The following is a 14444-nucleotide window of genomic DNA, read 5'->3' as shown; positions in this document are numbered from 1 at the left end:
CCAACCGCCCTGACTTGAGAAACCAATGATCACGTCTCTTCCAATGCGCACCGAACATGATCTGATCGGACACTGTTCTGTTCCGGTCGAGGCCTATTATGGCATTCACACGTTGAGGGCGGTTGAGAATTTTCCAATTTCCCGCAGGCGTCTGTCAGATGCTCCGGATCTGGTCTGCGCCCTTGCGGCCATCAAGGAAGCAGCTGCACGAGCCAATTCCGACCTCAATATCCTTGGCCGAGAACAGGCTGAAGCCATCATCCAGGCATGTCAGGAAATTCGGAGCGGCGCACTTCTCGATCAGTTTGTCGTCGATCTTATTCAAGGCGGTGCCGGCACTTCCACGAACATGAATGCCAACGAGGTGATCGCCAACAGGGCGCTTGAAATCCTGGGGCATCGCCGTGGTGACTATGCTCATCTTCACCCCAATGAACATGTCAACCTTAGCCAGTCGACCAATGACGTTTACCCCACCGCATTGAAGCTCGCGTGCCTGGCCGGGATCGGGCGTCTTCTCGGCGCGATGGCTGGCTTACGTATGGCATTCGCCGACAAGGCCTCGGAATTTGCCGATGTCCTGAAAATGGGTCGGACACAGTTGCAGGACGCCGTTCCGATGACCTTGGGTCAAGAGTTCGGAACATATGCCGTCATGCTGCTGGAAGATGAAGCCCGCTTGTCGGAAGCGGCTTTGTTGATCCGTGAAATCAATCTTGGCGCAACGGCAATCGGAACCGGCATCACCGCCCACCCGGACTATGCAACCAAGGTACGCGAACATCTGTCCAGCATCATCGGCATCGATCTGATCACCGCCCCAGATCTAGTTGAAGCCACGCAGGATTGCGGCGCCTTTGTTCAGCTGTCTGGCGTGTTGAAACGTGTGGCCGTAAAACTGTCGAAAGTTTGCAATGACCTTCGACTGTTGTCCTCAGGACCGCGGGCCGGTTTCGGCGAGATCAATCTGCCGGCGCGTCAGGCGGGCTCGTCGATCATGCCAGGCAAGGTCAACCCGGTCGTCCCTGAGGTCGTCAATCAGGTGGCATTCGAAGTGATAGGCAATGACGTCACGGTGACGATGGCCGCGGAAGCGGGCCAGCTTCAACTCAATGCTTTTGAGCCGATCATCTTCTACAGCCTTGATAACTCCATCCGCCATCTGACCGAAGCCTGCCGGACGTTGGAAGAAAACTGCGTGCGCGGCATCACCGCCAACCGTGACCGTCTCAGAGACAATGTCGAGCAGTCGATCGGCCTCATTACAGCCCTTAACCCCTATATCGGTTATAGCAACGCGACGGAGGTTGCGTTGGAAGCTCATCGATCGGGACGCGGAGTCTACGAAATCGTCCTTGAACGTGGCTTGATGGCGAAGGAAACGCTCGACACCGTGTTACGCCCAGAGATGCTAACTCGTCCGCAACAGATATTGGCTTAGACTGACGAACGGCGGTTTCCAATCCTTTTTACAAGTCACATTGGCAGAGATTATGGCTCCTTTGCAACCAATGTCGAACCTTCCATCGCCTTGACAGGGAATCGAACTTAAATCCTCCCCTTACTTTAATCGCCCCAGAGACAAGATAGCGGTATCGCCGCAAGATTATCACCAAATGGCAGGATCTTGTCGCCGTCGTACAGCACCCAGCCTGCCTTAAAGGTGCGTCCGGTGGCCACGGCTACTTTGCGTAAGCCTTTGAAATCTGCTGCGGTCACCGTTGCCGCGGCCTTGACTTCAATTCCAACCATATTGCCAGCTTCGTCTTCGAGAAGGATATCTACTTCGTCCTGATCCTTATCCCGATAGTGATGGCAGGTTAATTTGACTTCGCTCCAGGTCGCAAGCCGGAGGATTTCGCCAGCGACAAACGTTTCCAGCAATGAACCAAATAGTCCTCGGTCACTTGAAATTCGATCGATCGTCATTCCGACAAACGAAGCTAAGAGCCCGCTATCGAGAAACAGGAGCTTTGGTGTCTTAACAAGACGCTTCAAAGGGTTTCGAAACCAGGGCTCGATGCGACGAACTAGGAACAGCTGTTCGAAGAGTCCGATATATCGCCGGGCGGTCTTGTCATCGATGCCGACCTGGCCGGCCAATTGGGTGAAATTGAGCAACTTTCCCGAATGATGCGCGAGCGCCCGCAGAAGCTGCGGCATTTGGTCCAGGCGTTCGACGTCGGCAATTTCGCGCACATCTCGTTCAACGATGGCTCGTATGTATTCTCTAGCCCATGCGGATCGACGGCGGGGATCGCCACGACCGACCATCTCAGGATATCCGCCGATGAGCACTCGCTCCATCAGGTCGTTTCCGACCGTTGGATTGCGAGGCGCTATGACCGTTCCGGCAAAAGCGGAATCGAGGAAGTTCGACTGGTTGCGTCGAATTTCGGACTGAGCTAGGGGCAACAAGGTAACGACTTCCATCCGCCCGGCCAAACTATCGGAAATCGTCGGGAGTGCGAGAATGTTTGCTGAGCCGGTTAACAAAAATCGCCCAGGCCGCCGATCGTTGTCTACAGCCTGTTTTATGGCACGCAGCAACTCCGGTGCACGCTGCACCTCGTCTATGATGGCGGTATCAATCTGACGAACGAAGCCGACTGGATCGGTCTTTGCTGATAGTAAGGTCGTTTCGTCATCTAACGTGAAATACGGACGATCTGTCTGGAGCAGGGTTCGAGCCAACGTCGTCTTGCCACACTGCCGCGGTCCGTTCACAAGTACGACTGGCGTATCTTTGAGCGCGACCCTAATTCGCTCGGCTGCACCTCTCGGATAAAGGAGGTCAGAAGGACTTTCCCCTTTCAATCTATTTTTCCTCCTGATCGCTACCAAATTCTAGGATTGCAATGCGTTCAGGTCGGAGTTTACATGCGTCCAATTCGGATTGCAACCTCGTCCAATCCGGAACTTACTGCCGTCCGTTTCGGAAACTTGATGGGGACGAGCCAGCTATCGAGAAGAGTGAGCGGAGGCGTGTTGGAGTGAGGATTCAAATCGTATTGCTCTTGAAGGGATATGAACCTGCGACCCACTTGCTCGAACGGCTAAAATCTATCGTATCGTCAACAATTTGGCCAATTTGGCCTTCAGCATCTCAAAGAAAAGCAGCCAACACTAGGCTACACCCGCAGCGTTTACACGGAGCAGATTGTAGGCTGTCAAGAAGCAGCCATTTCAAATCCAGAAGGTGCCAGCTCCGAGAAGCGGTTCAGAAAATCCTTCGCAGCGATATACGGATCCTTTGGTTCAATGAGGAAGTCAAAGGGCACCGTTCTGTCGGAAGCCCCCCAAGGCCGTCCATCCCAATTCAATAGTTGCTCGCGCTCACTCGCCCAAAGCCGAACATCGTAAGGTTTGATCGCAGCGATGTCTTCGGCCGCCACACGAAAGCGTCGTTCGATTGCAGCGGCACAGGACTTTTCGATTATTTTGTAACACGGTAGCATCGACTTAAGGGGCGAGGTCAAGTCTCCGCAAACGACTTCTCCACTTTCGTGCATCAAAGCCGCGTAAGCCAGCTCGGCCGGGACCAACCTACTCAAGATTTCGCAGTGCTGAGCCACAGAATAGAACACTCGCTGCCCTGTGCGTTTGTTCACGCACTGGCCCGAAAAGCGGCCGGTGAATGCTAGGCCGTACGCGTAGTCCTCGATTGTCAGGCCATCCGCTTCGGGATGTGCGTAATCGAAATAGCTGCCGGATCCGAGCAGCATGGTCGGACCTGCCTCCCGCCGAATTGTGACCGAGGTCGTCATATCGTCATTCACTTTTTGAATTCCTCCGCTACCGCATTGCACGAGCTTCGCCTTTCGAAGCTAAGGCAAGTGTTGTAGTGTTCGAACAAATCAGGAGAGGTCATTAGCATGCCTGTGTCAGTTGTTGTAGGCGGCCAATTTGGTTCCGAGGGGAAAGGCAAAGTTGCCCAATTCATTGTTCGCAGCCAATCCGCTGCGGCAGTTGTTCGCGTCGGTGGCCCCAATTCCGGCCATACAGCAATGGACAGCGCGGGTCATTTGGTTACGCTTCGCCAACTACCCGCTGCGGCGATCTCGACTGAAGCTATGATCTTTCTACCGGCCGGAAGTCTCATCGACATGGCGCTCTTGCTGAAGGAGATCCAACTTCTGGGTGTCTCACCGCGTAGATTGCGGATTGATGCCAACGCCTCACTTGTCACAGAACAACACAAACAGGTCGAGCGCGACGAGGCGCTGGTTGAGACCATTGGCTCTACAGCTTCTGGCACAGGTGCCTCCTTACGTGAGCGCCTGTCGCGTGCCAAATTTCATCGACTGGCGAGGCATGAGCCGGAACTACAGGCGTACATCGAGGAAAACACTGCGGCTTCCCTCCGTAATCTTTTAGCAGCGGGAGAACGGGTGGTTTTGGAGGGAACGCAAGGGTTCGGGCTTTCCTTGTGGCGGACACGTGACTTCCCGTTCGCAACCAGCCGGGATACGAGCGCGGCCGCATTCGTTTCCGAGGCAGGTTTGGCGCCACATGACGTGGATGACGTAGTGATGACACTGCGGAGTTTTCCTATTCGCGTCGGAGGTAACTCCGGCCCTCTACCCAACGAGATTGATTGGCCAAGTCTTGCAAAGGAGGCGGAGCTTGATCCGGATTATCGCGAATTGACCTCGGCAACGCATCGAGTGAGACGGATAGCCCGATTTGATGAGCAAGTGGTCAAGGACGCGATTATCAGCAACCGACCGCATCGCATTTTTATGAACCATATGGACTATGTTGATCCAAGCTGGCGCAGCGCTGGTACGAGTGAACGCTCGACACGTTTCGTCGAGGATATTGAGCGACGCATTGGTCAATCGATTGACTACCTGGGATACGGGCCTGATGTGACCAAAAGAAGCGACCACGTTCGACTTAAGCGAAGCGCCTAATGGAAGTTTCTCTTAAAGAATTTCATCGAGAGGTTCGTGCACTCGAGTTGTTGGTCGCGGGCGGAGGTGCTGAACTACCGGAGCGAGTTGAGTCGCTGAAGACGTTCGATCCTTATCCAGATATTCCTCCGGCCTTGCTCAATGCCGGGCACTTGGCGACTTACGGCATCGTCGCGGGTATGATTCAGCCGTTCGACGCTACACGCTTAGAAAAGCCGGCGACCTATCTGGTTGCTGCGAAGGGCCCATGTAGATACAGAGACGAGCAGGGCAATATTGAACGCTTTGTGCTGTCGAATGATCCAAATGATCGAGACAAGGAGGTCGAAGAAGTTCGAGACCATGTTCGAATTGCGCCGAATTCTGTTTGTTTCGTTACGCTCGAACCAGAGTTTCATATGCCGGCTTACATCGGCGCCCGATTTAATTTGATGATTCGCGATGTCTATCGCGGCCTCCTTGTCGGTACAGGGCCCTTGGTAGATCCCGGGTTTTCGGGCCGGCTCTCAATCCCGATACACAACTTCACGACCCGCGAATACTTCATCCGCGCGGGTGAGGGTCTAGTGTATTTTGAGTTTACGAAGCTCAGTTGGCTGAACGATCCGCTGCGGGCGCCACCCGCTTGGTTGCCTCCGAAGATCGACAACCAACCTCCCTTTCCAGGATCGAAAAATCGACGGAAGAGCATTGATCACTACCTCGATGAGGCGACTGGGGGCGGCCCCCCCCAAAACGCAATCGGAGATGAGATCGCCAAACTAAGGAAGTACGCCGACGACGCAAAGCGCCTTCTTCGGATCTACTCTGTAGCAGGTGTCGCCGCAGCAGTGAGTCTTCTCTATTCAGGCTGGTCACTTTATAGCGCGGCGCAGCAGTTTGTGCAGTCTGCTCAAACGGAGATGCGAGAGCGAGCCGAAAGTGCTGATGATGCAATCATAGAACTGCGCAACAATCTAGCTGACGCGCAAAAACGCATAGTACAGCTGGAGAACGTTCCTCAGCCAGCGCCGAGAAGATAGCAGTTTGTGGAACGGCTCATGGGGCCTTCGGTACCGAAACTTGCGCGGCATCATTCCGAGGGCTTCTCATTTGTTGGGAAGCGAAAACAGTGACGAGCAGAAAGCTTCCGAATCCAATGAAATAAACTGCGAAAAGGCCGAGGGCAGCACGTCCGAGCATCGACTGCCAAGTGATGCGTGGAGAAGAAAGACCGTTCATGGAGCGTGTAGGGCACACAAGTCTCCAGCCAAACCATAGGCATAGGCCAGCAAACGTTACGACGAGGAGCCGCTCCAGTGAATCGACGAGTTCGGCGAGGCTATGGTGGTCCAGCATGCAAATCCCTCGTCAAGATACGGGGGCACGTTGGCTCCGCATACTTGCAAACTTTTCGCATAAAAGTGCGTGAGAGCTCTTAAACGTTGCAAAGATTAATTTCAACGAGGCGATAGCGCTGGCCAGCAGTTTCTGCTGGCACAGTAAACGGGTGCTATCACAAGTTTATGCCCGAAGACTCTTCGCGTCGGTGCACCTTAGATCCACAAAGAGCCACCTGAGAAATCCAGTTCGGCACAATCGCCGAGCGAGAGGAATCAGATTACTCTCGGAAAATCCAGCATCCGATTCGCTTTATTTTGATCGGATGGGTTCCGCTTTTCTCTGCGCCGAACGATGAGTGAATGTTGAATGACAAGCGACGGCTACCAAGACGATCCTGATCTACAACCATTAACCTTGGCGCAAGACGATGGAACACCGCTGTACAGGCCAACCGAGTTGGTCGACGAGCTCAGGGAGCTGCTACGAAAACCTCGCGGAGGGCTTGCCAAAGCGAAGGCGAATATTTCGAGCGCCGCTCTGGTCTACATAATGCGGAACTTGCGACCTAACCGCGAAGAATCTTGGTATTTCGAACTTTGGAACGAGCTTGTGAGCCGAGCGAAGGGCCTCGCGTTAAGACGGGCCTCGGGTTTGTCGAAGCAACAGGCTAGCGACGTAGCGCAGGAAGTATGCGATTGGCTCCATGAGCTTGTCTTTTCTGGTACCAATAATGCCGATGTTCTTGAGGCCTTTTTCGGAACGTCTGTGTTCCGGAAGAGCGTCGATGAGATCAGAAAGCTGAAGCGCCGGGAAAGTGTTGAACGTAACGAAACGGACTTCGAAGTGGGAGAGCGGTCAGCGCGGGATTGGATCGATAACGCTGGATACAGAAACGCCGGGCATTCCATGCCGCGTGCCGAAGCCGCAGCGCGAGTGGCTGCCGTGATGGCACGGTTGACCGAGCGGGAGCGAGCCGCTGTGAATGCGGTCTACGTGGAAGGCCTTCAGCAGAAATCGAACGATCCGAACGAGATGACCGCCGCCAAGAAACTCAACGTGAGCTCCCGAAGGATAGGTGAGCTCCTGGCAAACGCCCGGAAAAGAGCCTCGGGAGACGAGGAATAGATATGAGTGATGAATCCCAACAACTGGAAGACATCCTGATCGCACTGATGGACAAGGAGGATTTGGCTGACGACGATGTCGTGGCCATGATCGAGCTCCATCCGAAGCATCGGGAAGACATACTGCAGTTCTACGAAGACTGGCTTACGGCGGACGACGGCCGTGATGGCCCGTGCCACGACAGTGGTTACGTGCCTGACATATCTCATTTGTGGACGCCAACGGGCGCGGGCCGAATTGTGAATCCATTTGAGCATCTGTCTCCCGCGGACCTCAAGGGAATTGTGAGCCGTTGCGGACTCTCTCTTTCGCTGATGACCGCATTAGAGGAGCGGGCAATCCGGGCATCAACGATACCTCTCCTGTTGGTTCGCCAGCTTGCTAAGGAGACCAAGTCTACCGTGAGGGAAATACTGCAGTTCCTCGACCAAGACCAAACGACGCTCGCTTCGGATTTCCGTTCGGACCACGCCCCGGTCAAGCGGGACAAGATCAGCTTCTTGGAGGCTATCGAATCGTCGTCGCTGTCAGAAACCGCCAAACACCATTGGCGGAACCTTTCGGAATGACGTCATGGAGAATATCAATTCCGTCCGACGCGCCGCGAACCAATTAAGACGCAAGGTCGACCCGGGGCTCAAACAGCTCGCCGCAAGCGAGGTCATACGGCTCGCGCTTGACGATCAAAGTTTGACGGTCGAGAAGGTAGGACCAAACGACACGAACCTCATGGGCGGTATCGGAGTCCTGAAGCGTCGCTATCTGGCGATATATGTGGCAAACGATCTCGACCAAAGCTTCGAGGCCGAGGTCATCGCCCACGAGATCGCGCATTTCGTTATACATCTCGAGGCCGAGATCAAAATTGAGCGCGGCTACAGCGCGCCAGGCGCCGGCGACCCTTTGCAACGTGTCGAAGCCTATAGCAAAAAGGAACGGCGCGAAGCCCAGGCAAACGCCTTCGCCCGCGAGTTCCTTCTACCCCGTGCGCTCGCGAGACGGCTTTTTCACGAGGGAAAACGCGCCAGGGATATCGCCACGAGCCTCGGGATAAGACTGGAAACGGTCTATCAACAGCTGGCCGACTCTCTGCTGCTGCCGGAGGCCGCCGAGAAACCACCGAAAGCGCCCCGACCTCCGGAACCGCTTGACCCCTCCCAGGAGGAGGCAGCCCATCACCTTGGATCGCCTTTCCTCCTCGAGGCCGGACCCGGAACCGGGAAAACCAAAACCATGGTCGAGCGCATCGTATGGCTGCTTGCACAGGAACACGCTAAGGCCGATGACATACTGGCGCTGACATTTTCCAACAAAGCGGCGGAGGAGCTTGCCGAGCGGGTCGAGCATGCGGTCGGGGCAAGCGCGGTCAATATCTGGAGTGGAACATTTCATTCATTCGGGCTTGAACTCCTGCGCAAACACCACACCCGATTCAACCTTCCGCCCGATCCGAAACTGGTCGACACGAGCGAGGCGATTAACCTGCTGGAAGAGACACTTCCGGCCCTGCCGATCGTCCACATGCAGAACCTGTTCGACCCTGCATCGGCGCTGAGAGACATCCTGCGCTCGATTTCAAGGGCGAAGGATGAACTGATTGGGCCGGAGGAATACGAAGTCCTGGCCGAAAACATGATGCGCGAGGCGGCCCGCGCCGATGCCGATGCCGTCAAGGCGGCTGCCAAGTGTTGCGAAGTCGCCCTTGTTTACAAGCACTACCAGGCGATACTCGATTCGATGCGGGCGGTTGACTACGGTGATCTCATCCGACTTCCCGCCGTCAGAATGAGGACCGACGATGATTTCCGTCGTGAGCTCGCGGACAGATACAAGTGGATTCATGTCGACGAATACCAGGATATCAACCGCGCAAGTGCCATGATGGTGAAGGGCATCGTCGGTGACGGAAACCGCCTCTGGGTCGTCGGAGACGCCAGGCAGTCGATCTACAGGTTTCGCGGGGCGTCGAGCCGTAACATGGCGCGCTTCCGTAGGGACTATCCCAGCGGCGAACTGGGGCAGTTGAAGGTAAACTACCGATCCACCAATCCGATCCTCTCCCAGTTCAAAGCTTTCGGAAATAGGATGATCGTGTCTTCCTACTCCCTCCCGCTCGACATAAGCGCAAAGAGAACCGAGTTAGGCGGAACGCCGGAAATTTTCGTCGGAACCGATCCCCAGGACGAGATCGACGTGCTCGCCGGAAATATACGCGAACTTGAAAAAGCGGGTGTTTCCCTCAGAAGTCAGGCAATAATTGCGCGTACCAACGGCATACTGGCCGAGATGGCAGCGGAACTCGAGGCTCGAGGCGTGCCCGTGCTATACTTGGGTCCGCTTTTCGAGCGACCCGAAGTGCGAGACATGCTGTCACTGCTGTCGCTGATCGTCCAGGATGGCTCTACGTTGTTCAGGGTGGGTACCTTCCCCGAGTACGGCATCGCGCCGCTTGAGCTGTCGCGCGTAATCGAGGAAGCCAAGTCTCGTCAGGTTTCGGTTAAGGCGCTCTTTAACCAGATATCAACGCTTGCTTGTGTCACCCCCGACACCATCCGCCGCCTTGCTCTCCTGGCAAGCCATCTGGACGGGTTCGGACACGGCACGACGCCTTGGCTTGCCTTGATGGAATACCTGTTTGATCGAAGCGACTACGTCAGAACGGTGCTAGCGGGCCAAAATCCGTCTGACGATCTTCGCCGCGTCGCGGTCCGCCAGCTGATCGAGGCCCTCAGGACCATGCCGCTTGTAGGCGGTAAGCTGCCGATCGTCCGCGGCCTCGAACGTGTCAGGCATCTCGTGCTGCTGTCGGACGATCGGGAACTGCGGCGTCTGCCGGACGAAATGCATGACGTGGATGGCGTCCAGTTGATGACGATCCACGCCAGCAAAGGTCTGGAATTCGAGGCCGTGCACCTGCCCCGGCTTAAACGAGGGTCTGTCCCTGCACCCAACCGTGCCGACGCATGTCCGCCACCTGTCGGTATGGTAACGGAGAACCCTGAAACGAACGCTCACGATGCCGAGGAGGAGTGCTTGTTTTTCGTGGCGATGTCGCGCGCGAAGACACATCTCAAGCTCTATCGCCCAGCTAGGTCGGGAGGCAAAACTTCAAATGCCTCGATATTCGTAGAGGGACTATCGATCCAGAGCGGAAGGCAGGTCGCGCCGGTAGCCCGTCTCTTCCCGGCTCCGACGCAGGAACCGATCAACGATTTCGGCTTTCCCGAGGGATTGAATGCCGCAGACATCGATTCTTTCGACCAGTGCGGAAGGCGATTCTTTTATGATAAGGTCGCCAAGCTCGGCGGCTCGGCCGAGAGGTCCGCCTATTTGCAGGCTCATGGATGTATTCTCGCGGTCGTCGCAGCGGCCCGCTCCGCCGATATTCCATTGACGATCAATGCTATGCGCGGTGTCTTCGAGACCGCTTGGAATTCAACGAAACTTGTCGGTCACCCTTTCGAGAAACAGTATCGAGCCCTTGTCGACAGGATGATGGGCAATCTTCTTCCGGTTCTTGCCTCCGTCTCGAAGGCGGCGCCGTTTGGGCTCGTGTTGGCCAACCGTCAGATCGCCATCGCTCCGGATTTCGTAAAGGGAGACGCGGGTTCGCGCGAGTTCCTGACAGTCCGGTCAGGCAAGCGTTCCATGACGGAGCAAGATAAGATCGCACACACGCTCCTGCTCGAAGCGGCGCGCGTCAATTTCGGCCACAGCTTCTCCTTCGAGACCTTCCACGTGATGGACGGCAATGCAGGACAGATCGAACAGACAGCGGCCAAGCGCGCGAACCGTATTGCGACGGCGCAAGACGCGATCCGGTCCATCGAAGACGGCCTTTTCCCGGCCAAGAGAAGTGACTTTCAGTGCCCCCGCTGCAGGCACTTCTTCATCTGTCCAGCCCCTCAGGCAAGTTCTTAAAAAAAGTTTACGACAGGGGTTCCTCTTTTCGTAGGGCCCTTCGATTGACCCTGTGAGACCGACGCAATCAGGCCAAGGTCCACAGGAAACAACGAACTATGTCTCTTATCGAACCCCCCGACATCGACGATGTCGCACTCGCCGTGCAGGAAGATCGCCCCCTGCGCCCCGGTCGCTACCGCGTTTCGCTCGCCGTCGACAGCGTCGATTTCCACCCGCTTATCCTCGATGATCCGGTTCCCCTCGGTCGCCAGATCCTCAAGAAGGCCGGCATCAACGACATCGATGGTCACTCACTGTTTGTGATCACCACCGAAGGCGACTTCGAAGACGTCCGGGCGGATGAGGAGGTCGATCTGCGCGATCGGGCCGCCTTCCGCTTCATCGCTTTCAGCACCGATCCGCTCTACCGCGTCAAGCTCAACGAGGCGCGCATCGTCTGGGGCCGTTCTCTCATCCCTGAAGCGGTGCTCCGTGCGCTCGCCGGCATCAACGACGATGAAGCGGTATTCCTGGAAGTGCGTGGCGGCAAGGACAAGCTGATCGAACAGGGCACCGACGTGGATCTCGCCGCAGACGGAGTTGAGAAATTCATCACGGCGCCCAACAAGGTCACCTACACTTTCTTCGTCAACGGCAAGCTCTATGAGACCGATAAGAAGAAGCTTACCGGCGCGCAGATCAAGTCGATGGTGCCCGACTGGGATCCGCAGCATGACCTTTCTCTGGAGGGTGAGGGCGACGATCCGGACCGCATCATTGCCGATGACGAGGTAGTTAGCCTCGTCCCGAAGCATGGTGTCCGCCGCTTCTCGTCAGTCCCTAAGGCGAACTTCGGCTGATGCCCGGCGTTCTCGACATGCAGCTGGACCAGCTGCGGGAGCGCTTCGGCGACGTTCAGACCCGGCAGCTGCCGAGCGGCACCACGCTCGTCACGGTGCCTGGCGTCCGCCTGCCGGAGGGGTGGTCGAAGTCGTCGACCACCATCCGCTTCATCGTCCCGCCCGGATATCCCTTTGCGCAGCTCGACTGCTTCTGGGCGGATTCTGATCTTCTTCTCGCGCATGGAGGCCCGCCGCAGAACTCCGCGCCAACTCCCGTCCCGGAGACCGTCGAGCCAGCACTGTGGTTCTCGTGGCATCTCACAGGACCGTGGAACCCTAATCGCGACACGCTGTCGACTTGGATGAACGTAATTATTGATCGTATGAGGCAGGTCCAATGAGCCGTGTTCGCTTTCCTTCGCCTCTCTATTCCAACCTGGCGTCGACGTTGCTCAACGCCAATGGTCTGGAAAGCTGCGCAATCGCATATGCCCATCATGATGCACGTAGCGACACGTGGGTTGTCGCCGACGCCAGCATCGTGCCGGAAGACGCATATGAGCACCGCACCTGCGTATCTGCTGTCCTGAAATCGTCTTTCCTCATCGACGTTGCAAATCGCAGCCGGGTCACCGGCATGGCCGTTGTCTCGATCCATACGCATCCCGCCAGCTCTGACCATCCGCATTTCTCGCCCATCGACGATGCGGGTGAGACCGAACTGAATTCGTATTATGTCCGGCGAGCGGCACCAATGCCACATGTCTCGTTGGTGATCGGGCCACATGGATGCCGCGCCCGCCCCCTCGGAAAGGAAGATGAGATCGACGTATGGGAAGTGGGAGATAGGCTCTTGCTCCATTCGCCCATGCAGGACGTCTCCGATCAGGAACGCGACGATCGGCAGGTCAGGGCATTCGGAGCCCCAGGGCAACGGCTGCTGCGCCGCCTCCACTTCGGAGTGGTCGGAGCGGGTGGGACCGGATCGCTCGAGTGCCAGCATCTCGCCCATCTCGGGGCGACTCAGGTCACGGTGATCGATCCCGACCTGGTCGAGGAGACCAACCTGAACCGTCTCGTCGGCTCCGTTCCCTCGGACGTTGGCCAGCCGAAGGTTGAGGTCGCGGCCAGGATGATCCGCGCGATTAACCCTGATGCCACGGTGACCCCGCTTCAGGCTGACATAGTCGATGAGGAGGTAGCGAAGCTCATCAGTACCTTCGATTTCGTCCTTTTGTGCACCGACTCTCACGCAAGCCGGGCGGTCGTCAATCAAGCCGCCTATCAGTATCTGGTGCCGGTTATCGATATGGGGGTGAGCATCACTGCGTCGAACGGAGCCGTCAGCCACATCACTGGACGCGTGCAGATGCTCGCCCCTGGCCTTCCCTGCCTGACTTGCTCAGGCGCGCTCGACAGCGAGGCAATCCGGCGCGAAATGCTGTCACCAGAACAACGCGCGGCGGACCCATATGTCCAAGGCATCCACGAACCCCAACCCGCGGTGCTGTCCATCAACTCGACCGTAAGCTCACTTGCAATCACCATGTTGCTTGGAGCTGTCACACCGGTTCCGATCAAGCCTCGATATCAGGTTTATGATGGAATTCGAGGCCGAGTAAAGGAGATGGCAGTCGCCGTGCAGCCGAACTGTGTGGTTTGCTCACCTATGGGCGCGCTTGCCAAGGGCCCAACCTGGCATTTGCCGGTCCGGCCAAAACGCCAAGATGGGAGCGACAAATGACAGACCCAGCACGAATGGTTAGGATGGTCGGCAATGCAGAGTACAGAGATCAGGCTGAAGCAGCACTTCTCGCTCCAGGTGACACATCCATGGTATTTCGCGTGCGGCCCAGATCGATCGTGATGGCGTGCCCTGACGGGTGCGGCGAGACTCTGGTAATCAATCTCGACAGTCGCGCCGACAAGGCATGGCGCTTTGACATGCGCGGCGAAGGACTTACGCTTTTTCCGTCAATTTGGCGTGAAGGAGGATGCGAAAGCCACTTTATCGTTTGGCGCGGGCACATTCTGTGGTGTGATCGGTTTGAAAAAGGAAACAGTGAACCGGTCTACAATCCCGAAATCGAGGATGCTGTTATGAGCGCGTTGCATGAAATCCAACCGCGTAGCGCCGTAGAACTTGCGGAGGCCATTGATGAACTCGTATGGGACGTCAATCGCGCAGCAGGTAGGCTTGTAGGTCAGGGTCTTGCGCGCTCATGGAAGACCAAAGGGGGATGGGTCTTCGTGCGAGCATAATGAGGTTTCCTACTAACTCTAACTTGGGAAGGCGGTTGGAAGAAAGTAAGCGCCATCCGTTTCGCGATCTGTT

The 14444-nt window shown here is 56.4% G+C and carries 12 protein-coding genes; 10 read left to right on the top strand and 2 right to left on the bottom strand.

Features of this window, described 5'->3' with window-relative positions; all coding sequences use genetic code 11:
• The first annotated feature begins 25 nt into the window (after window positions 1-25).
• Complete coding sequence (aspA, locus tag BS627_RS03885) at window positions 26-1441, top strand: aspartate ammonia-lyase (protein WP_077981967.1); 1416 nt, start codon at window positions 26-28, stop codon at window positions 1439-1441.
• 125 nt (window positions 1442-1566) lie between these two features.
• On the opposite strand, the gene BS627_RS03880 is transcribed toward aspA, so the two are convergent.
• Together BS627_RS03880 and BS627_RS03875 are read right to left on the bottom strand one after the other, a co-directional pair.
• Window positions 1567-2817 (bottom strand): ATP-binding protein, encoded by a 1251-nt coding sequence (locus BS627_RS03880; protein WP_077981966.1) that lies wholly within the window; start codon window positions 2815-2817, stop codon window positions 1567-1569.
• A gap of 353 nt (window positions 2818-3170) precedes the next feature.
• Window positions 3171-3779, bottom strand: a complete 609-nt coding sequence (locus BS627_RS03875; RefSeq protein ID WP_245306992.1) for a hypothetical protein — start codon at window positions 3777-3779, stop codon at window positions 3171-3173.
• Window positions 3780-3875: 96 nt separating this feature from the next.
• On the opposite strand from BS627_RS03875, the gene BS627_RS03870 reads away from it, so the two are divergent.
• The 9 genes from BS627_RS03870 (at window position 3876) to BS627_RS03830 (ending at window position 14371) form a co-directional block, all read left to right on the top strand.
• Window positions 3876-4916, top strand: a complete 1041-nt coding sequence (locus BS627_RS03870; protein WP_077981964.1) for an adenylosuccinate synthetase — start codon at window positions 3876-3878, stop codon at window positions 4914-4916.
• A complete protein-coding gene (locus tag BS627_RS03865; protein ID WP_077981963.1) occupies window positions 4916-5938 on the top strand; it encodes a dCTP deaminase/dUTPase family protein in 1023 nt (340 codons plus the stop codon). Before BS627_RS03870 ends, BS627_RS03865 begins: the two co-directional genes overlap by 1 nt.
• A 667-nt stretch (window positions 5939-6605) precedes the next feature.
• A complete protein-coding gene (locus BS627_RS03860; protein ID WP_077981962.1) occupies window positions 6606-7364 on the top strand; it encodes a sigma-70 RNA polymerase sigma factor region 4 domain-containing protein in 759 nt (252 codons plus the stop codon).
• Between the two features lie 2 nt (window positions 7365-7366).
• A complete protein-coding gene (locus tag BS627_RS03855) occupies window positions 7367-7933 on the top strand; it encodes a hypothetical protein (protein WP_077981961.1) in 567 nt (188 codons plus the stop codon).
• 4 nt (window positions 7934-7937) lie between these two features.
• Window positions 7938-11285, top strand: coding sequence for a UvrD-helicase domain-containing protein (locus BS627_RS03850; protein WP_077981960.1), 3348 nt, complete (start codon window positions 7938-7940; stop codon window positions 11283-11285).
• Window positions 11286-11383: 98 nt separating this feature from the next.
• Window positions 11384-12127: a multiubiquitin domain-containing protein gene (locus tag BS627_RS03845; protein ID WP_077981959.1), complete on the top strand. Its 744-nt coding sequence runs from the start codon at window positions 11384-11386 to the stop codon at window positions 12125-12127.
• A complete protein-coding gene (locus BS627_RS03840) occupies window positions 12127-12510 on the top strand; it encodes an E2/UBC family protein (RefSeq protein WP_077981958.1) in 384 nt (127 codons plus the stop codon). Before BS627_RS03845 ends, BS627_RS03840 begins: the two co-directional genes overlap by 1 nt.
• On the top strand, window positions 12507-13853 hold the full coding sequence (locus BS627_RS03835) for a HesA/MoeB/ThiF family protein (RefSeq protein WP_077981957.1): 1347 nt from the start codon (window positions 12507-12509) through the stop codon (window positions 13851-13853). Before BS627_RS03840 ends, BS627_RS03835 begins: the two co-directional genes overlap by 4 nt.
• The gene (locus BS627_RS03830; RefSeq protein ID WP_131829401.1) at window positions 13850-14371 is read left to right on the top strand and encodes a ubiquitination-like system serine protease family protein; all 522 of its coding nucleotides are present in this window, start codon (window positions 13850-13852) and stop codon (window positions 14369-14371) included. Before BS627_RS03835 ends, BS627_RS03830 begins: the two co-directional genes overlap by 4 nt.
• The last annotated feature ends 73 nt before the right edge of the window (window positions 14372-14444 follow it).

It is taken from the genome of Agrobacterium salinitolerans, assembly GCF_002008225.1.
Taxonomy (GTDB): Bacteria; Pseudomonadota; Alphaproteobacteria; order Rhizobiales; family Rhizobiaceae; genus Agrobacterium; species Agrobacterium salinitolerans.
The sequence above is the reverse complement of the archived record's forward strand: the minus strand, read 5'-3'. Positions and strand labels throughout refer to the sequence as shown.

What these genes read in the sequence shown, in the direction of transcription:
- BS627_RS03835 (WP_077981957.1), top strand. Translation starts at nt 12,507, where the DNA reads ATGAGCCGTGTTCGCTTTCCTTCGCCTCTCTATTCCAACCTGGCGTCG.
- BS627_RS03850 (WP_077981960.1), top strand. Translation starts at nt 7,938, where the DNA reads ATGGAGAATATCAATTCCGTCCGACGCGCCGCGAACCAATTAAGACGC.
- BS627_RS03830 (WP_131829401.1), top strand. Translation starts at nt 13,850, where the DNA reads ATGACAGACCCAGCACGAATGGTTAGGATGGTCGGCAATGCAGAGTAC.
- BS627_RS03855 (WP_077981961.1), top strand. Translation starts at nt 7,367, where the DNA reads ATGAGTGATGAATCCCAACAACTGGAAGACATCCTGATCGCACTGATG.
- aspA (WP_077981967.1), top strand. Translation starts at nt 26, where the DNA reads ATGATCACGTCTCTTCCAATGCGCACCGAACATGATCTGATCGGACAC.
- BS627_RS03860 (WP_077981962.1), top strand. Translation starts at nt 6,606, where the DNA reads ATGACAAGCGACGGCTACCAAGACGATCCTGATCTACAACCATTAACC.
- BS627_RS03840 (WP_077981958.1), top strand. Translation starts at nt 12,127, where the DNA reads ATGCCCGGCGTTCTCGACATGCAGCTGGACCAGCTGCGGGAGCGCTTC.
- BS627_RS03870 (WP_077981964.1), top strand. Translation starts at nt 3,876, where the DNA reads ATGCCTGTGTCAGTTGTTGTAGGCGGCCAATTTGGTTCCGAGGGGAAA.
- BS627_RS03865 (WP_077981963.1), top strand. Translation starts at nt 4,916, where the DNA reads ATGGAAGTTTCTCTTAAAGAATTTCATCGAGAGGTTCGTGCACTCGAG.
- BS627_RS03845 (WP_077981959.1), top strand. Translation starts at nt 11,384, where the DNA reads ATGTCTCTTATCGAACCCCCCGACATCGACGATGTCGCACTCGCCGTG.